Raw genomic sequence first — 19,170 nt, 5'->3', positions numbered from 1 at the left:
AAAGAAAAAATACAAACAGAAAAAGACTGGAAAGCTTCCAGTCTTCACAGACAATGTTTATATGCTTAATAGATATCTTACAAAACCTTACTCAAGAAATCCTTAGTACGCTCTTCCTTGGTATTGTCGAAAATTTCTCGTGGCGTGCCTTCTTCGACAATAACACCGCCATCCATAAAGATGACACGGTCAGCTACCTCATAGGCAAAGCCCATTTCGTGGGTAACAATTGCCATTGTCATCCCTGATTTAGCGAGGTCTTTCATAACTGCAAGAACTTCACCAACCATTTCTGGGTCAAGGGCTGATGTGGGTTCGTCAAACAAGAGAACGTCTGGATCCATAGCCAAACCACGAGCAATCGCAATACGTTGTTGCTGACCACCTGATAGACTCGTTGGGTAGGTATCTGCCTTATCTTTCAACCCAACCTTTTCTAAAAGCTCCATAGCCTTAGCTTCAGCATCAGCTTTAGAAACACCCTTAGTTTTAATCGGTGACAAAGTGATGTTTTCTTTAACCGTCATATTCGGGAAGAGGTTGAACTGTTGGAAAACCATTCCCATCTTTTCACGCATTTTGAAAATATCGTTGCTCTTGTCTGTAATATCTACACCTTCAAAGGAAATCACCCCTTTTGTAGGCGTTTCAAGTAAGTTCATTGAGCGTAGGAAAGTTGATTTACCAGATCCTGAAGGACCAATGATAACCACTACTTCACCTTTTTTAATATCTAAATCAATCCCTTTGAGAACTTTGTTTTTACCAAAATACTTGTGGAGATTTTTAATCTCAATAATTGTTTCTGCCATTATTTACGTCCCTTCCCAAGTCGTTTTTCCATTTGTTTCAAAAGTGCAGTCATAGCCGTTGTCACAATCAAATAATAGAAGGCTGCGAACAAGAGTGGTGTCAAAGTCAAGTAGGTTGTCGTTGCAACAGTTTGTGCACCATTCCACAACTCCATAACCCCGATAGTTTGCAAGAGTGAACTATCCTTGATAATAGTAACAAACTCGTTACCCAAGGCAGGCAAGATATTTTTAATAGCTTGAGGCAAGACCACATAACGCATGGTATTCCATGGTCGGATACCAAGTGAGTAAGCTGCTTCAATCTGACCTTTAGGAATAGACTCAATACCTGCACGCACACTCTCAGAAATATAAGCACCACTGTTCAAAGAAAGGACGATAATACCTGGAACGATACGTGATAAATCAAGATTCAAAATCCCAAACTGAACAGTTGGAAGATTCATATGGATAAGGTTAAAAGCAATCATAATCTGTACAACCATAGGTGTTCCACGGAAAACCCAAACATAAAGGCTTACTAACCACTCCAATGGTTTGATTCCAGAACGTTTGGCCAAGGATACCAAGACACCAAGGATGGTTCCAAAGAAGACCACGCAGACTGAAATCATAATTGTTACTAAGACACCATAGTTAAAGTAAGACCAAAACTGTGGTAGAAATGAAAAATTCATCAAGATACTCCTTACTAATATTCTTCAATATTATATCAGAAGACTGTATAATAATAAAGTATTTTTCTTATAAATGCGATATTTCGGTATAAAAAAATAATGATTGACATAGCAATCAAAAACTCTACGAAAACTTTTGAAGTGACTCCATTTTTTTTTTTGCAATTAAAACAAGCATAAACCGAAACTCTCGCCCTAAAAAAACACCTGAAACTATTGAGTCCCAGGCATTTTGAATTTTTGGACCCCTATCTGAGGATCCAAATTAATTATTAGTAAAGCAAATCGTAGATTTCCATTGCAATCAAGTCGATGCTATCAAATGAGTATGACTCGCGAGCTTCAACGTCACGCAATATGTACACTGGACCATTTTCAGGATCGTTACTAAATGATACTTCAGCAACAACTACTCCTTCACGTTCAAAATTACGTTTCGAATTACCACCATCAGCCGCCATCATTTCCAGACGGTTAATGATTCTCACCAAATGTGATTCCATGTTATCTCTCCTATAAATTGTGTATTTCCTACTTATTTTATCACACTTACGGGAAAAATGGGGGAATTTTAAATATTTTTCAAGGAATTGTACATAATAGCCTTGATTGAATGCATACGATTCTCAGCTTCTTGGAAGATGATTTCACTGTATTTATGAAATACTTCATCTGTAATTTCTAACTCAGCCAGACAATATTTTTCATAAATTTCTTGTCCGATTTGAGTATTAAGATCATGAAATGCTGGGAGACAATGCATAACGATGACATCTGGATTTTCGACCTTAGCAAGTAAGCCTACGTTAATTTGATAAGGCAATAGTAAATCTATCCTTGATTTAAAATCTACCTCTTCGCCCATAGAAACCCAGACATCAGTATAGAGTATATCCACTCCTTTAACCTCTGAGATATCATCTGAAATGGTTAAGTCAGCCCCATTATTATGTTTCTGAGCTAGCTCTACAATATCAGCCTCTGGCTGAAGTATTTCTGGCGAAATAATCTTAACATTAACGCCCAAGATAGCCGATGTCACCAAGAGAGAATTAGCAATATTGTTACGACCATCTCCAATATAAGCAATGGTCAAGTCCTCTAGACTACCAAAGTGCTCCTTCAAGGTCATGAAATCCGCAATCATCTGAGTTGGATGCCAAGTATCTGTCAAACCGTTCCAAACCGGAACACCAGAGTACTTAGCCAAGTCCTCAACATCCTCTTGTTTAAAACCACGGTATTCGATTCCATCAAACATAGAACCAAGGACCTTGGCCGTATCAACAACCGATTCCTTCTTACCCAGCTGAATGTCTCCAGCACCAAGATAGGTTACATTCATTCCTAGATCCTGACCAGCCACAGTGAAGGCTGAACGGGTTCTTGTCGATGTTTTTTCAAAAATCAATGCAATATTTAAACTATCTAAATATTTATGCGGAATTCTATTTTTCTTTAACTGTTTAAATTTTATAGATAAATCAATCAACTCCTCTAGTTCCTGTTTAGTAAAGTCGATTTCTTTCAAGAAGGATTTAGTTTGTGTCATAGGTATCTCTCTTTCATTTTGAATAATATAAAATATTATATTATATTTATGTATGTTTAACAAGTAATTTTGTATTAAAATTCATTTTTAGCAATCGTGTTTCTCAAGTACCAAAAATAGATGCTTTTTACTTGCAATATAACTACTGCATGCTATAATAGAATCATAGATTTGACCTTTTTTGACCAATATATTTTCAAATAAAGGTCTTTCCCAACTCAGATAGAAAGAGGTACTGATATGCTCTGCCAAAACTGTAACCTTAATGAAGCTAGTATCCATTTGTATACCAACGTAAATGGTAATCAGCAACAAGTTGACCTCTGTCAACATTGTTATAAAATCATAAAATCTGATCCAGAGAACCCCCTTAACCAATTCAATCAAGCAGGAGGTTCCAACTTCTTCGACGATTTCTTCAGTGACCTAAACAACTTCCGTTCTTCTAACGGAGACCTTCCTAATACACCTCCAACACAAGAGGGAGGTAACCGTGGAAACGGTGGTCCAGGCCGTCCTGGAGGACCACGTCAACAATCCCCTCAACAACCTCAAGGCCTTCTCGAAGAATTTGGAATTAATATCACAGATATTGCTCGTCGTGGAGACATTGATCCTGTCATTGGTCGTGACGAAGAAATCATTCGCGTCATCGAAATTCTGAACCGCCGTACCAAGAACAATCCTGTTCTTATCGGTGAACCTGGTGTTGGTAAGACCGCAGTAGTCGAAGGACTTGCCCAAAAAATCGTTGATGGAGATGTGCCACAAAAACTCCAAAGCAAGCAAGTTATCCGTCTTGATGTTGTAAGCCTAGTTCAAGGGACTGGTATCCGCGGCCAGTTCGAAGAACGCATGCAAAAGCTCATGGAGGAAATCCGCCAACGTCAGGATGTTATCCTCTTTATTGATGAAATCCATGAAATTGTAGGAGCTGGTAATACTGGGGACGGCAATATGGATGCTGGAAACATCTTAAAACCTGCACTTGCCCGTGGAGAGCTTCAACTTGTTGGAGCAACAACACTCAACGAATACCGTATCATTGAGAAAGATGCGGCACTCGAACGTCGTATGCAACCTGTTAAGGTAGATGAGCCAACAGTTGAGGAAACAATCACAATTTTGCGTGGTATCCAGCCTAAATATCAAGACTACCACCATGTCAAATACACTGATGAAGCCATTACTGCAGCTGCAGAATTATCCAACCGCTACATTCAGGACCGTTTCTTGCCAGACAAGGCCATCGACCTTCTCGATGAATCTGGCTCTAAGATGAATTTAACCCTCAACTTTATCGATCCTAAGGACCTCGATAAACGTTTGATTGAAGCTGAGAATCTTAAAGCTCAGGCTACTCGTGACGAAGACTTTGAAAAAGCTGCTTATTTCCGTGACCAAATTGCTAAATACAAGGAAATGCAACAGCAAACCATCAAAGACCAAGATATGCCTATCATTACTGAAAAACATATCGAAGCCATTGTCGAGCAAAAAACCAATATTCCTATCGGTGATTTAAAAGAAAAAGAACAATCTCAACTTCTCAACCTCGCCGATGACCTTAAGGCGCATGTTATTGGCCAAGATGCCGCAGTTGATAAGATTGCCAAAGCTATCCGCCGTAATCGTGTTGGACTTGGTGCACCAAACCGCCCAATTGGTAGCTTCCTATTTGTAGGCCCTACAGGAGTCGGTAAAACTGAGCTCTCTAAACAGTTAGCCATCGAGCTCTTTGGTTCATCTGATAGTATGATTCGTTTTGACATGTCAGAATACATGGAAAAACACGCTGTTGCTAAATTGGTCGGTGCTCCTCCAGGCTATGTTGGTTACGACGAAGCTGGGCAATTAACCGAAAAGGTCCGCCGTAACCCTTATTCACTCATTCTCCTTGATGAGGTTGAAAAAGCTCACCCAGATGTGCTTCACATGTTCCTTCAGGTACTTGACGATGGTCGTCTGACTGATGGTCAAGGGAGAACTGTAAGTTTCAAAGATACCATCATCATCATGACTTCAAATGCTGGTACTGGTAAAGTGGAAGCAAGTGTAGGTTTTGGAGCTGCTCGTGAGAATCGTACCAATTCTGTTATCAACCACCTTGGAGATTTCTTCAGTCCTGAATTCATGAACCGTTTTGACGGTATTATCGAGTTCTCTGCCCTAAGCAAGGAAAATCTCCTTACTATCGTGGACCTTATGCTTGATGGCGTCAACCAACGCTTGGCAAACAACGGTATCCACCTCAGTGTGACTGATAAAGTTAAGGAAAAACTGGTTGACCTTGGTTATGATCCTAAGATGGGTGCTCGACCATTGCGTCGTACAATCCAAGACCACATCGAAGATGCCATTACAGACTTCTACCTTAAAAATCCAAATGAAAAAGATTTCAAGGCTGTAATGACTTCAAAGGGACACATCACCATTAAATCTGCTAAAAAAACTGAAAAAACTTCTCAGAAAACTGAAGCATTAAAAGAAGTCAACTAAGGAAAGAAACCAAGTCGAATGACTTGGTTTTTTATACTTTTACATTTTCTCTTTGTAAAATTATCCCTAATTCTGCCTAAATCAATAGGAAAATGAGGAGTTTTTTAGTATAATGTAGGAAAATAAACCTAAGGAGCAACTCATGAATCCAACATTTGGTGACAAGGTTGAGGAAGCTCATTATCAAACACGTTACGGTGTTTATGCTGTAATTCCTAACCAAGACAAGACAAAGATCATTTTAGTGCAGGCTCCTAATGAAGCTTGGTTTCTCCCAGGCGGAGAAATCGAAGCAGGTGAGAATCACTTTAGTGCCTTAAAACGCGAGTTAATTGAAGAAATTGGGTACACAGCCACTTTAGGTCAGTACTATGGACAAGCTGACGAATACTTTTATTCAAGCCATCGTGACACATACTACTACAATCCAGCCTACATTTATGAAGTTGTAGATTTTTCAGAGATTGGAAAGCCCCTTGAAGATTTCAACAACCTGGCATGGTTTCCAATTGATGAAGCAATTGCCAAGCTAAAACGTGGTAGCCATAAATGGGGAATCGAACAATGGAAAGAAAGCAATACACTAATTGCCAAATCCTAGGAGGAAACTATGAAACTCATTAATACAACCTGGACCCATCAAGAACTAGTAAACAATCAACTCAATAATACAGATGCCTTTCTTGTAGAGACATACTCTGCTGGAAATACAGATGTTGTCTTTACACAAGCACCGAAACATTACGAACTTCTAATCTCAAATAAACACCGTGCTGTTAAGGACAACGAATTAGAAGTTATCCGTGAATTCTTCCTCAAACGAAAAATTGACAAAGACATCGTTTTGATGGACAAACTAAGAACAGTACACACAGATAAATTAATTGAGATCTCATTCCCAACAACTGTATAAATTCAAAAAGAAGCCGTCGCCAACCGCCACAGCTTCTTTTTTATAAGACTTTAGAAGCTTGGTCCAAGACTTCCATAACCTGGCGGCTATGCTTCAACTGCTTGACAACACTTTCAAAATCCATTGTCGCAATCATTTTTTCAAAAGCTACAAATTTATCATACATACGATGGTTTGGGTTATTAAGATTAGTCACAATCTCTTCTTGACCATTAAGAGTAAGACCAATTTCAGGAAGGGTGTTGGTTACACCAAAAATGGTAATAGCTCCCTTATCACCTTGAATAGTTGAGCGAATTTCAGCACTACAGTCCTTTGCTCCAATGGCAGCAGCCTTAAAGTTACAATAGTCCAAAACTAAAATTCCTGAAGTATCTACTCCTCGCTCTACATTCGGTAGATATTCCACACGATTAGGATTTCCAAAAAGACCAACAAGAAGGTGAATATTATAGATATTAAGATCTCTAAGCGGCTCCACCACCCATTTCAGGATTGAAGGCAGGAGCAATCTCTCCTTGCTTAAAGGCATCGTAACGTGACGAATATTGGGAATAATTGATGTTGACAATTTTGATATCACCAATTTCAGATAAGGAGTCCTTGATAACTTTAAAATTTTCCAAATATTGATTTATTATTGCTTCTATCAAGAGAAGCTCTTTTTCTTGAGCAAGCTTAATCAGTTCTTCGAACTCTTCCAAATGCAGGGTAAAAGGTTTCTCACAGATGACATGCTTGCCAGCCAGAAGTGCTTGCTTGGCATAATCATAGTGAGTATGATTAGGTGTTCCAACATAAATGGTGTCAACATCTGGATTGGACAAGATGGCTTCATAATCACTTGTCGCCTGAGTTAGACCATATTGTTTGGCTAAAGTTTCAGCCTTATCAAGGATCGTGGTGTCGACATTATAGCCTTCAGCTCAATGTTCTCAATAGTCGTTTAACACAGGAAGGACCTCTGTAACAATCATTCCTGTACCTAATAGTGCCAGTTTCATTAAACTACCTCCTTCTTTCTCTAAACGCTTTTATACATGGAGTAATTCCATAAACACAACTATAATGAAAGAGGACTCCCATAGAAGCCCTCCGAGACTTAGTTACGTCCAAGCAGTTTCTTAACTCCTTGAATGGCTTTATATTTTAGCGGTTGTGGATAATAACGGAAAGTTCCCATCTTACGAACGATATAACCATTAAAGTTTTGTTTAAATCGCAAAACCCCATCAGAACCATCAAAGATGCCCATGATACCAAGGAAATTATAGAAACCAATACCACGTTTAATAGCCTGTGTCATCACATACTCCTGCAAGAGTGCAGGTGCATAAAACTTATTAAATTCAGGGTAAGAGCCACTGAAAAGATAGACTGCCTCTTGAGGTGTGTAAACGAAAAGACTTCCGGCTAGAACAATGTCTTCCTGACCATACTTGTCAATAAAGGCAGTTGCTTCGCCCTTGCGAACATCAAAAGTCTCAAACTGACTTGATAGCTCCCTCAACTGGTTTTGTTTTTTCTCAGATTTTGGATTGGCATCTAAATCAGCTTGCAATTTGACAATTCTAGCTCTCAACTTTGCCTGATCACTCTCTAAATGATCAAAGTAATCTTGAAAATTCAGGGTAGCTACCATAAAATCAGCATTATCACCAAAAGCATCATAAAAATCTTGGTAATAATCTAAAGATTTGTCACTATACTCACGACGATCAGAGGTCGCTGAAGTGATTTCCTTAAAAATAGATAACTCATCGCGTTTCAATTTCTTCAGTTTAATACCGAATGTTTTGGCTTTTTTTACAAGAGGTTTCCCTTTTTTACTGAATGACTTGATGAGATCTTTTTCTTCAATCCCAGACAATTCTTTAACATAGTGCCAATCGGGCTCACCACCAGGATACCCTGTCTGCAAACCATCAAAACTATAACCTAAGTCAGTCAATTGACTAATCAATTGCTTCTGCTCACTACTTATTGGTTCACCATTACTATCAAAGGTTTGATAAGTATCATAAGGTTTGATTAACAGTTCAAGAGCACCATTTGCCTTAGCATAGTCCTTCAAACATTGGTAAAAGTCACTTAGATGAGCCACACTTGAGTGAATTGGTCCACAATTCACCTCCATACGAAGCCCACCAGTCATAGGCATACTATAGACAATCGCTGAAACTTCTATTTGGTTACCTTCTTTCCAGGCAACATAGCTAATGCTAAATCCACGTTTCTCAAGAAGCTTAGCCATTTCTTCAGTTTGCATAAAAGAACGCTCAGAAACCTGTTGAGCATGTGTATTAAATTCTTCTTTAGTTACTTGAATAAAGCTCATTTTTTTCCTTCCTAAAATGGATACAGTAAATTACTAGTGAGATAAACAGCAAGAGGACAAGTATTGCCTCAAACGGTAGTCGGATTGGACGACAATTAAGTAACAAATTCCTACTGACAGCATAAATAACGGAGAGTGGGGTCGTTCTAATTAGTGGCGCTAAAATCCTTGTCCTTGTGGGTAATTTCATCTGAACATAAGCATAATTGACCAAAGCTGATGGGATAAAAGGAATAGAGAATGCTAGGAAAATACCAATAAAGCGATGTTTAAAAGGCTCATCATAGTTTAGGAGTTTCTCCATACGTTTAGACTTATCAAGTCTTCTTAAAATTTAAAATCTAGCCAAATTATCAAAAGTATTACCTATAATATTCAAGGAAATTGAAAGCAAAGGGGCATAACGTAGCCCAACAAAAATACAAAAAATAGAACTTGAAACTCCAAAAATAGCTAATGACAGAATCATGAGACTAATAAGAACAAGTGTATTTAAAAAATTTGCCTGCTTAAAAACCTCTTTTAAAAAGGTTTAATCATGGTTAGCATTTCTCTATTTCTTGATTTTGGGGATAAAGTTATTTAAAAGAGGCCATAAGATTACCAGAATGAAACCTGCTATCCCTATAAAAAATACCCTTTTTAGTCATTACATTTTCACAAATTTAATCACTCCTTTTATTATAACAAAAAAAATACCTTCATTGATTTAGAAAGGCATCTTTTACTGTGATTACTTGTTAATCAAATTTTCTTGAGACTTGTTTCCCAAGGTACCATTTTTAAAGTTAAGAGTAAGGCTACCTGTTTTCCCTTTCTTAGTTACAAGGTTAGATGACCAAAGTGCTTGTGTCATTGTCGCATCAGAAGAAACAGCGATAGAATAAACATCTGGTACCCCAAGTGTTTTGATCGCATTATCATAGCTAGTTCCATTTTTAAGATCTTCATACATTTTCAAAGTGATTTTAGAATCCCGAACGTAAGAAAAAGTTGAAATTGACTTAACAACGGTACTATTGTTAAAAAGTTTTGCTGTAACAACAACATTATCATACTGCCAATTATAGACATCAAGCGTGGCGTCTCCTGCTTGCTCATGACTAGTTGATGTTGGCTCACCAAACCACCCCTTCAAACTATCAAGATTTGATCCCCCAGAAAACTCCTGAGAAGCATTTGCCATGGTAATCTTATCAAAGTTCTGACGAACATTTCCATGCTTAACAGTTAAAATCTTTGATGCTTCATTATCCAAAGAACCTTTCGTCTCAGACTTAGATGAAGAATTTCCGCAAGCAGCTAAGGAAACAAGTGAGACACCTAAAACGGTCAAAGAGAAAAATTTTTTCATAATAAGTTCCTATACACAAATAAAAGGCTGACGCCTCAAGTTTTTATGGAGCCGGTGGGAGTCGAACCCACGTCCAAGCATCTGCCAACATATTCGTCTACGACCATAGGTTATGTCTTTCATTTAACAGATAGGCGACACATAACTCAAGCCTTCTATATGCGAGCCTATAAATCTCTTTTCGACCAGCTAGGCAATGATCGAACGTAGCTTATAAATCAATAAAACCTCTAAACAAACATAAGCAATCTGCTAGAAGTCACGCGAGCAGGTGTTTAGGCTGCTACAGCGTAAGAATTAGTATTTTTTGCAGTTATATTTAACTGAGCGTTAACGTCGCCACACGAGTCGCAGAATATGCCTCATAATGCCTGTCGAATCCGTAACGGCCCCAATATGAGATACTGATTATTATAGCAAAATTTTTAATAAATAGCAAAAAATTTCCAAGATATACACAAAAGTATAGACTATGTACGATTTATTAACATCTAGCTTTCTACCCAATTTACAGAAATAGATAATTCGGTTATTATTACAAATTACTATTCATTGATTTTTTCCCTAAACTCTAAAGATACTATATATCAGTTACCTTTTCTAACATTCCCTGAATTTAAAGAGCACTCTTGATAAATTTAACAACTAAAAAACGCTGAAAGCACTACGCTCTCAACGTTTCCACTTTGCACCCTAAGGGAATCGAACCCCTATCTCAAGAACCGGAATCTTACGTGATATCCATTACACTAAGGGTGCTAACAGTATACTATTATAGCATACTATATAATATAAAAAAAGACATGGAAACATGTCTTTTTTTATATTATAATTCGATATCTCCGAAAAGATCCGCCATTGAGAATCCAGATTGAGTTTCTGGAAGTTCGTAGTCACGTTTTTCTTGACGTTTTGGACGACGTGGACGTGATTGACGCTTTTCGTTGTTTTCGCCTTCAGCGTTAGCTGGACGTTCTTCAAGAGCTTTGATAGAAAGTGATACACGTTCTGCATCAGCGTTTACTTCAAGAACTTTAACAGTAACGTCTTGACCTACTGAAAGAACATCTTTCGGATTTTCAACACGTTTGTGTGAAATTTGTGAGATGTGAACAAGTCCATCGATTCCTGGTAATACTTCAACGAAAGCACCAAAGTCAGTCAAACGCTTAACTTTACCTTCGATTACATCACCAGCAGCAAGCTTTTGTTCAACGCCATCCCATGGTCCAGGGGTTGTTGCTTTAAGTGAGAGTGATACACGTCCTGCTTCTTCGTCGATAGCAAGAACTTTAACTTCAACTTCATCACCAACAGATACAACTGATTTAGGTGAAACGTTACGTTCGTGAGACAATTCAGTCACGTGAACAAGTCCGTCTACACCACCAAGATCAATGAAAGCACCGAAGCTTGTCAAACGAGCAACTTTACCAGTTACTACTGAACCAACTTCAAGTTTAGAGAAGACTTCTTTACGAGCTTCCTTAGCTTCTGCTTCAACAACTTCACGACGTGAAAGGATGAAACGGTTTTCAGATGGGTCAACTTCTTTAATTTTAGCGTCAAATTCTTGACTTACGAATTGCTCAGTGTTACGAACAAAACGAGTATCAATCATTGAGGCTGGAATAAATCCGCGGAGTCCTTCAAATTCAACTGAAAGTCCACCTTTAACAGCACGTGTTCCTTTAACAGTAACAACTTCTTCTTCACGACCAACAAGTTTATCCCAAGCTTTGCGAGCCTCCAAGCGTTTTTTAGATACAAGGTAAGTTACAGTATCAGTATCTTTACCAACAACTTGACGAAGAACAAGCACCTCAAGTGTTCCACCAACTTTAACAAGGTCGGCAACGTTTGCGTCACGGTCGTTTGTCAATTCACGACGTGTCAAAACACCTTCGATACCTGTTCCTTCGATAACAACATTTGCTTGATCATTATCTACTGAGATAACTTCAGCTGTTACAACGTCACCTGTGCTAACTTCGCTAACACTATTTAGCAATTCTTCAAATTCGTTCATTCTAAAAAAATCCTCCAACAAGAGCCAGCCAATTCTGACCCTTGATAACAATATATTTTTCAAGGTACCCGCAAAGACAATTATTAACATAGACGGTGCCAATGCACCCGATACCATTGACTGGGGTAGCTGGATTCGAACCAACGCATGAGGGAGTCAAAGTCCCTTGCCTTACCGCTTGGCTATACCCCAATAGCAAAATGCTATAAAAAAACATCTAAGCACTCGATATCGAATATTCCGATTCAGTTTCTTAGACATGGAGAGAGAGGGATTCGAACCCCCGAACCCGAAGGAGCGGATTTACAGTCCGCCGCGTTTAGCCTCTTCGCTATCTCTCCTTAAGAACAAAAAATAGTATAACACAGTTTCTTGTTCAAAGCAAGCCCTTACTTTGGATTTTAATGATTAAGATTGTAGACTTCGATAATGGCAGCTATTGCATCATCCATTTTCTTGTGGAAACCTGCTACATTTTCTTTATCAACAACGGCAAACTTTCCATCAATTTCTACAATTTGTCCGATGACTTTCTTTCCAACAAGAAGCTTAAAACCTTCAATGGTTGCTTTGTTTACAATGACTTTGGCATCTTTGATTTGGATTTCAATTTTTTTGTCTTTTTTACTCATAGATCTATACCCGATACCTAAATCGAGCTATCCTTTCTTAGTGTATGTCCTTAATTTTACCGAAAAAGAGAAAAGCTTGCAAGGGCAAGCTTTAAAATAATCATTTATTTACTTGGAATTAGTCAACTTTGACAATCCATCCTTCTGGGGCCTCAACGTCACCAAATTGGATACCTGTCAACTCATCATAAAGTTTACGTGTTACAGGTCCGACTTCTGTTTCTGAATAGAAGACATGGAAGTCATCACCGTGTTGTACACCACCAATTGGTGTGATAACAGCAGCTGTACCACAGGCACCGGCTTCGACAAATTTATCCAACTCGGCAATCTTAACATCACCTTGAATAGTTTTCATACCAAAACGATTTTCAGCCAGGTAAAGCAATGAGAATTTCGTAATTGATGGCAAGATAGATGGGCTAAGCGGAGTAATGAACTCATTATCTGCTGTAATCCCAAAGAAGTTTGCAGAACCGACTTCTTCAATCTTAGTGTGGGTTGCTGGGTCAAGGTAGATAACATCAGAGAAATTAGAATCATGGGCAATTTTCCCTGGCAACATACTTGCCGCGTAGTTACCACCAACCTTAGCAGCACCTGTACCATGTGGTGCAGCACGGTCATATTCGTCCTGGATAAGGAAATTCGTTGGAGCCAATCCGCCTTTGAAGTAGCTCCCTACTGGCATAGCAAAAATTGTAAAGATATACTCATCTGCCGGGTGAACACCAATAATGTCTCCAACCCCAATCAAGAGTGGACGAAGATAAAGTGTTGCGCCAGTACCATATGGTGGGACGTATTCTTCATTAGCACGGACTACTTTTTTACAAGCCTCTACAAATTTTTCCACTGGAACTTGTGGCATCAAAAGACGATCAGCAGTATGTTGTAGACGTTTGGCATTTTCATCTGGACGGAACAATTGAATAGAGCCATCTTTAGTGCGGTAAGCTTTGAGACCTTCAAAAGCTTCTTGACCATAGTGAAGGGATGGAGACGATTCTGAAATGTGCAAGGTTGCATCCTCAGTCAATTGCCCCTCATCCCATTTACCATCTTTGTAATATGAAATATAACGGAATGGAAGTTTACGGTAATTAAATCCTAAATTTTCCCAGTCTAAATCAACTGTCATGTGTATGTCCTCTTTTCTGTTACTAAGTGATTTCTAGTATAGTCCTTTTCATTGAAAATTTCAAGGTTATGTTGCAAAATTCTGACAATTCTTTTATAAGAGTTATTTTGTCAGCCAAAGAAAAAACTCTGCCCTCTAGTAAGGGAACAAAGCTTTCTTAACTCTATTTTTTAAGAATTTTGGCTGAGAAGACTTCCTTATCTGCTAGTCCTTCAATGAAACTTCCGTTGCTAGTACGCTCTGAGAGATTAAGAAGTGATAAATCAACCTCTGCAGTTTCACCTGTCGTAGCTATTACAAATAAGGTCTGAGGAGTCTCTTCTACTGGTATTGCTAGAAGATCTATATCAGTTCCAGCATTTTCTGTAAAGACTGGGCCAGCTGTGAAGACACGGTGAGGCTTAGTCTTAAGCTCACGAAGAACCTGGAGACCTCGACCAGCTCGCTTAGCCAGTGGAATATCGGACGTCGCCACACGTTTGAGACTAGCTCGTTGTGTGAGTAAGTAGAAACTTTGCGTATTTGCCATAAAAACGGCCTGAACCTTGTCGTCATCCTTAAGATTGATTGCCTTAACACCTGCTGCCTTAGCACCAACCACTGGAACTTCATCCGCATTGAAACGAAGGGCATATCCTTTTTGAGTGATAATCATGATATCATCCAATTGAATTGGAGTTACTGTGACGATCACATCACTTTCATCCTTGAGTTTACCATATTTAACTGACTTAGACTTGTAGGTACGCCATGGCGTAAATTCCTTACGTTCGAAACGTTTAATTTGACCAAGCTTAGTGGTTGCCAGGTAAGTACCAGTTTCAAACTCATCCAGGATTTCTGCATAAAGCACTTCTTCATCTTTCGAAAAATTAGTTATAGTTTGTGACAAATGCTCTCCTATATCCTTCCAACGAATATCTGGTAACTCATGTATTGGACGATAAATTACATTGGCCTGATTGGTAAAAATCAATAGATGCTGTGTCGTCTTAGCCTGCTGAACCAGAATCAAATCATCATCATCACGTTTTCCAACTTCTTCAATCATCGAAGCATTGAAAGATCGTGGGCTAGTACGTTTGACATAACCACCACGAGTGATGCTGACATAGGTTTCTTCTTCAACAATCAGACTTGCGGTATCAATTTCAATAGTCTTGGTTTCTGCTTGTAACTCTGAACGACGCTCATTTCCAAATTTCTTCTTAATATCACGAAGTTCACGTTTCATGACATTAAACATGGTACGCTCATCACCAATGATGGCAGCCAAGGTCGCAATCTGTTCACGTAAATTGGCTTCCTCATTTTGGAGAGTGACGATATCCGTATTTGTTAAACGATAAAGTTGCAAGGTCACGATAGCTTCGGCTTGTTCTTCTGAAAAATCATAGCTGACTTTAAGATTTTCCTTGGCATCAGCCTTATTTTCAGAAGCTCTGATGAGGGAAATAACCTCATCCAAAATTGAGATAACACGAATCAACCCTTCAACAATATGAAGGCGTTTTTCAGCCTTTTCCTTATCAAATTTTGAACGAGCAACGATAATATCGCGACGGTGAGCAATGTAGCTAGACAAAATCTTTTGTAAGCCTACTTGACGTGGGGTGAAATGATCAATAGCCACCATATTGAAATTGTAGTTGACCTGCAGATCCGTATATTTCAAAAGGTAGTTAAGAATGGTTTGGCTATCAGCATCCTTCTTAAGTTCGATAGCAATACGCAAGCCTGAACGGTCAGACTCATCACGAACTTCTGCAATGCCTGGAACCTTATTATTGACTCGAATATCATCGATTTTTTTAACAAGAACTGCCTTATTAACATCGTAAGGAATCTCAGTAACAATAATCTGTTCCTTGCCACCTTTGAGTTGTTCAATTTCAGTACGCGAACGCACGACTACTCGGCCCTTACCAGATTCGTAAGCCTTACGAATCTCATCTTTCCCCTGAATAATAGCACCTGTTGGGAAATCTGGTCCAGGCAAGAATTCCATCAACTTATCCAGTTTAGCAGTTGGGTGGTCAATCATATAAACAACGGCATCGATGACTTCTGCCAGATTATGTGGTGGAATGTCTGTAGCATAACCAGCAGAAATCCCTGTCGCACCATTGACCAAAAGGTTTGGAAAGGCTGCAGGTAAAACGGTTGGTTCCTTCTCTGTATCATCAAAGTTCCAAGCCCAAGGAACAGTGTTTTTATCGATATCTTGAAGAAGGTACCCAGCAATCTCTGACAAGCGTGCCTCGGTATAACGCATAGCCGCTGGTGGATCACCGTCCATAGAACCATTGTTACCGTGCATCTCAACTAGGATTTCACGATTCTTCCAGTCCTGGGACATACGCACCATGGCATCGTAAATAGAGCTATCACCATGTGGGTGGAAATTACCCATGATGTTACCAACAGACTTAGCCGATTTACGATAGCCTTTGTCATAGGTATTGCCATCCTTATTCATGGAATAAAGAATACGACGTTGAACGGGTTTCAGACCGTCACGAATGTCAGGAAGCGCACGCTCCTGAATGATGTATTTGGAGTAGCGTCCAAAACGCTCTCCCATGATGTCCTCAAGGGACATGTTTTGAATGTTAGACATAAGATACATAGGGACGATTCGGCTTGCCGAAAATCTCTGTAGAAAAATAGGAAACCGATGCAAGCTTCGATGAGGCCAAAGCGATTTATCTTCTTTTCCTAAGAAATTAGTCCCGTGTTCGGTTACATTCAGTAACCAAACGACCCTTTCTGTAAAGTTTAAAATACGTTGTTAAATGGTGGGGAAGGAATTTTCACACAGTATTTAGGGCGTGTTCAACTCCTTTCAAAGAATGTTGAGTAGTTTTCTATAGAAAAAGGAATTTAGTTACTGCAAGTAACCGAACAATCCTTTCTGTAGTTTAAAGTGTTTAAAATAGATTATTAAATCAGTGATTAGAGAGTTCCTCCTCAGCATAAGCCGTCATCTCTCATCCTCTTTATGATTGTAGGCAAACCCCATCTTTTTAGCCAATCATACTTCCCTGTAAAATCATCATGAGAAGCCTTACCTCTAAAAAAAACTTTTAGGGTCTCCAAATTTAGATTCAATTACCTTAAGTATGCATAGACGAAATACTATCGGTCTATACAATCCTAAAAATCTAATTTTTCGACGATTCATGATGATTACAAGAAAAATTGAGGACAAAAAACTAATAAAAGAAAACCTAAGTATAGATCCATTCTTCACCCTCCTTAAAACACTGTCGTTTCTTCCAAGGTAAATTTAACATTATCCTCAATCCATTGACGGCGAGGAGCTGCCTTATCTCCCATTAGCACTGAGACGCGGCGTTCGGCACGTGCTAAATCGTCAATAGTCACTCGGATAAGCGTTCTGGTCTCTGGATTCATGGTTGTTTCCCAAAGCTGGTCAGCATTCATTTCACCAAGCCCTTTGTAACGTTGGAGAAGCGCACCTCTACCAAACTTTTGACGAAGTTCTTCAAGTTCCCCATCGGTCCAAGCATATTCGACAACTTCCTTCTTGCCTTTACCTTTAGACATCTTATAAAGAGGGGGCAAAGCAATATAAACGTGCCCTGTTTCAACCAGTGGACGCATATAACGATAGAAGAAAGTAAGCAACAAGGTCTGGATGTGAGCTCCATCGGTATCAGCATCGGTCATGATGATAATCTTGTCATAGTTGATATCATCAAGGTTAAAATCAGCTCCAACACCTGCACCAATAGTGTAAATCATGGTATTGATTTCTTCATTTTTGAGAATATCTGCCATCTTGGCTTTCTCTGTATTTAGGACCTTACCTCGTAAGGGCAGAATCGCCTGGAATTTACGATCACGGCCTTGTTTAGCTGATCCACCAGCAGAGTCCCCTTCGACCAGATACAGCTCATTTTTCTTGGCATTTTTAGACTGGGCTGGCGTCAGTTTCCCTGACAAGAGTCCCTTGTCTTTTTTATTTTTCTTTCCATTTCGGCTAGCATCACGAGCTTTTCTGGCAGCTTCACGGGCATCACGGGCCTTGATAGCCTTACGCACCAAGTTAGAAGCCAGATCTCCATTTTCCATAAGAAAATAAGTCAGATACTCTGAAACAATACCATCAACAATAGGGCGAGCAAGTGGTGACCCCAACTTATCCTTGGTTTGCCCCTCAAACTGAAGGTGCTCTTCAGGAACTAAGAGCGAGATAACCGCTGACAAGCCTTCACGGTAATCCGATCCTTCAAGGTTCTTATCCTTTTCTTTGAGTAAACCAGTCTTTCGTGCATAATCGTTAAAGGCCTTGGTAATAGCAGATTTGAAGCCCGTCTCGTGAGTACCTCCGTCCTTAGTTCGGACATTATTAACAAAGGAAAGGATATTATCAGAGTAACCATCATTGTACTGAAGGGCTAATTCCAAGTGAAAATCTTGCTGATCTCCATCAAAATAGATGACTGGCGTCAGCGTTTCCTTGTCTTCATTCAAGTAAGACACAAAGTCTTGGACTCCATTTTCATAATGGAATTCTTCGCGTACTTCTTCTTCACCACGCAAGTCTGTCAATGTCATGGTAACATTCTTAAGAAGGAAGGCTGATTCTTTGAGACGCTCTGAGATAGCATTAAATTTGAAGTCTATCGTTGAAAAGATGCTAGCATCAGGCATGAAGGTTACTTTTGTCCCTGTCTTAGACTTGGGTGCCTTGCCAATCTTTTCGAGCCCTGTAACAGGGTGACCACCATTTTCAAAACGCTGGCGATAAACACTACCATCACGGGTAATCTCTACCTCAAGCCAGCTAGAAAGTGCATTTACAACTGATGATCCTACACCGTGAAGACCACCAGAAGTCTTATAACCACCTTGTCCAAATTTACCACCTGCGTGGAGGACTGTGAAAATAACTTCTACCGTTGGTTTACCCATGGCATGCATACCTGTCGGCATCCCACGTCCAGAGTCAGAAACGGAAACGGAACCATCCTTATTTAAGGTGACAGCAATGACATCACCAAAGCCTGAGAGAGCTTCATCGACCGCATTGTCGACAATCTCCCAAACCAGGTGATGAAGACCTGTCCCATCTGTTGAGCCAATGTACATCCCTGGTCGTTTGCGAACAGCATCTAACCCTTCCAGTACCTGAATGGCATCATCATTATAATTATTTACATTTATTTCTTTTTTAGCCAAGAGTGACCTCCA

The 19,170-nt window shown here is 39.4% G+C and carries 14 protein-coding genes, 3 tRNA genes, 1 other RNA gene and 1 pseudogene; 3 read left to right on the top strand and 16 right to left on the bottom strand.

The features are described 5' to 3' along the window. Nucleotides 1-77 precede the first annotated feature (77 nt). The 4 genes from NSQ85_RS09030 to argF all read right to left on the bottom strand — a co-directional run bounded on the left by NSQ85_RS09030 (nt 78) and on the right by argF (nt 3,044). Entirely contained in the window at nt 78-812 is a 735-nt protein-coding gene (locus NSQ85_RS09030; RefSeq protein WP_011225688.1) for an amino acid ABC transporter ATP-binding protein, read from the bottom strand. Further along, nucleotides 812-1,492 carry an amino acid ABC transporter permease gene (locus NSQ85_RS09025; protein WP_014608117.1) on the bottom strand — a complete coding sequence of 227 codons (681 nt, stop codon included), beginning with the start codon at nt 1,490-1,492 and terminating at the stop codon, nt 812-814. Before NSQ85_RS09025 ends, NSQ85_RS09030 begins: the two co-directional genes overlap by 1 nt. A 272-nt stretch (nt 1,493-1,764) precedes the next feature. Continuing rightward, nucleotides 1,765-1,995: a DUF1797 family protein gene (locus tag NSQ85_RS09020; RefSeq protein WP_011225686.1), complete on the bottom strand. Its 231-nt coding sequence runs from the start codon at nt 1,993-1,995 to the stop codon at nt 1,765-1,767. Between the two features lie 68 nt (nt 1,996-2,063). After that, complete coding sequence (gene argF, locus NSQ85_RS09015; protein ID WP_179974352.1) at nt 2,064-3,044, bottom strand: ornithine carbamoyltransferase; 981 nt, start codon at nt 3,042-3,044, stop codon at nt 2,064-2,066. Nucleotides 3,045-3,284: 240 nt separating this feature from the next. Between argF and NSQ85_RS09010 the strand changes: the two genes are divergently transcribed. The 3 genes from NSQ85_RS09010 (at nt 3,285) to NSQ85_RS09000 (ending at nt 6,456) form a co-directional block, all read left to right on the top strand. Next, nucleotides 3,285-5,543, top strand: coding sequence for an ATP-dependent Clp protease ATP-binding subunit (locus tag NSQ85_RS09010; protein WP_014621345.1), 2,259 nt, complete (start codon nt 3,285-3,287; stop codon nt 5,541-5,543). 142 nt (nt 5,544-5,685) lie between these two features. Next, complete coding sequence (locus NSQ85_RS09005; RefSeq protein WP_002947302.1) at nt 5,686-6,144, top strand: NUDIX hydrolase; 459 nt, start codon at nt 5,686-5,688, stop codon at nt 6,142-6,144. 9 nt (nt 6,145-6,153) lie between these two features. Next, a complete protein-coding gene (locus NSQ85_RS09000) occupies nt 6,154-6,456 on the top strand; it encodes a DUF1827 family protein (protein WP_014608115.1) in 303 nt (100 codons plus the stop codon). 40 nt (nt 6,457-6,496) lie between these two features. Here the strand turns inward: NSQ85_RS09000 and NSQ85_RS08995 are convergent. The 12 genes and pseudogenes from NSQ85_RS08995 to parE form a co-directional block, all read right to left on the bottom strand. Beyond that, nucleotides 6,497-7,460: pseudogene (locus tag NSQ85_RS08995) on the bottom strand (Gfo/Idh/MocA family protein). Between the two features lie 98 nt (nt 7,461-7,558). Then, nucleotides 7,559-8,794, bottom strand: a complete 1,236-nt coding sequence (locus NSQ85_RS08990; RefSeq protein WP_179974351.1) for an aminoacyltransferase — start codon at nt 8,792-8,794, stop codon at nt 7,559-7,561. A 733-nt stretch (nt 8,795-9,527) separates the two neighbouring features. Then, on the bottom strand, nt 9,528-10,148 hold the full coding sequence (locus tag NSQ85_RS08985) for a DUF3862 domain-containing protein (RefSeq protein WP_179974350.1): 621 nt from the start codon (nt 10,146-10,148) through the stop codon (nt 9,528-9,530). Nucleotides 10,149-10,191: 43 nt separating this feature from the next. Beyond that, nucleotides 10,192-10,541, bottom strand: a transfer-messenger RNA (tmRNA) gene (gene ssrA / locus NSQ85_RS08980). Between the two features lie 294 nt (nt 10,542-10,835). Then, a tRNA-Arg gene (locus NSQ85_RS08975) sits at nt 10,836-10,907 on the bottom strand. A 67-nt stretch (nt 10,908-10,974) separates the two neighbouring features. Then, nucleotides 10,975-12,177, bottom strand: coding sequence for a 30S ribosomal protein S1 (gene rpsA / locus NSQ85_RS08970; RefSeq protein WP_179974349.1), 1,203 nt, complete (start codon nt 12,175-12,177; stop codon nt 10,975-10,977). Between the two features lie 120 nt (nt 12,178-12,297). After that, nucleotides 12,298-12,369: transfer RNA gene (locus NSQ85_RS08965), tRNA-Gln, on the bottom strand. A gap of 68 nt (nt 12,370-12,437) precedes the next feature. After that, nucleotides 12,438-12,518, bottom strand: a tRNA-Tyr gene (locus tag NSQ85_RS08960). Nucleotides 12,519-12,578: 60 nt separating this feature from the next. Beyond that, nucleotides 12,579-12,809 (bottom strand): DUF2969 domain-containing protein, encoded by a 231-nt coding sequence (locus NSQ85_RS08955; RefSeq protein ID WP_179972775.1) that lies wholly within the window; start codon nt 12,807-12,809, stop codon nt 12,579-12,581. Nucleotides 12,810-12,927: 118 nt separating this feature from the next. After that, nucleotides 12,928-13,956 (bottom strand): branched-chain amino acid aminotransferase, encoded by a 1,029-nt coding sequence (locus NSQ85_RS08950; RefSeq protein ID WP_332068342.1) that lies wholly within the window; start codon nt 13,954-13,956, stop codon nt 12,928-12,930. A gap of 157 nt (nt 13,957-14,113) precedes the next feature. Beyond that, entirely contained in the window at nt 14,114-16,570 is a 2,457-nt protein-coding gene (gene parC, locus NSQ85_RS08945; protein WP_179974347.1) for a DNA topoisomerase IV subunit A, read from the bottom strand. A 638-nt stretch (nt 16,571-17,208) separates the two neighbouring features. After that, the gene (gene parE / locus NSQ85_RS08940; protein ID WP_179972772.1) at nt 17,209-19,158 is read right to left on the bottom strand and encodes a DNA topoisomerase IV subunit B; all 1,950 of its coding nucleotides are present in this window, start codon (nt 19,156-19,158) and stop codon (nt 17,209-17,211) included. Nucleotides 19,159-19,170: the final 12 nt, after the last annotated feature.

This window comes from Streptococcus sp. FSL L8-0526 (assembly GCF_038007145.1).
Taxonomy (GTDB): domain Bacteria; phylum Bacillota; class Bacilli; order Lactobacillales; family Streptococcaceae; genus Streptococcus; species Streptococcus thermophilus.
This window is presented reverse-complemented; position numbering and strand designations above follow the sequence as displayed.

Bases quoted from the DNA above. Each gene is read 5' to 3' on its own strand.
- NSQ85_RS09005 (WP_002947302.1), top strand. From the start codon at position 5,686: ATGAATCCAACATTTGGTGACAAGGTTGAGGAAGCTCATTATCAAACA.
- NSQ85_RS09030 (WP_011225688.1), bottom strand. From the start codon at position 812: ATGGCAGAAACAATTATTGAGATTAAAAATCTCCACAAGTATTTTGGT.
- NSQ85_RS09020 (WP_011225686.1), bottom strand. From the start codon at position 1,995: ATGGAATCACATTTGGTGAGAATCATTAACCGTCTGGAAATGATGGCG.
- rpsA (WP_179974349.1), bottom strand. From the start codon at position 12,177: ATGAACGAATTTGAAGAATTGCTAAATAGTGTTAGCGAAGTTAGCACA.
- NSQ85_RS09000 (WP_014608115.1), top strand. From the start codon at position 6,154: ATGAAACTCATTAATACAACCTGGACCCATCAAGAACTAGTAAACAAT.
- NSQ85_RS09010 (WP_014621345.1), top strand. From the start codon at position 3,285: ATGCTCTGCCAAAACTGTAACCTTAATGAAGCTAGTATCCATTTGTAT.
- NSQ85_RS08955 (WP_179972775.1), bottom strand. From the start codon at position 12,809: ATGAGTAAAAAAGACAAAAAAATTGAAATCCAAATCAAAGATGCCAAA.
- parC (WP_179974347.1), bottom strand. From the start codon at position 16,570: ATGTCTAACATTCAAAACATGTCCCTTGAGGACATCATGGGAGAGCGT.
- argF (WP_179974352.1), bottom strand. From the start codon at position 3,044: ATGACACAAACTAAATCCTTCTTGAAAGAAATCGACTTTACTAAACAG.
- NSQ85_RS08990 (WP_179974351.1), bottom strand. From the start codon at position 8,794: ATGAGCTTTATTCAAGTAACTAAAGAAGAATTTAATACACATGCTCAA.
- NSQ85_RS09025 (WP_014608117.1), bottom strand. From the start codon at position 1,492: ATGAATTTTTCATTTCTACCACAGTTTTGGTCTTACTTTAACTATGGT.
- NSQ85_RS08985 (WP_179974350.1), bottom strand. From the start codon at position 10,148: ATGAAAAAATTTTTCTCTTTGACCGTTTTAGGTGTCTCACTTGTTTCC.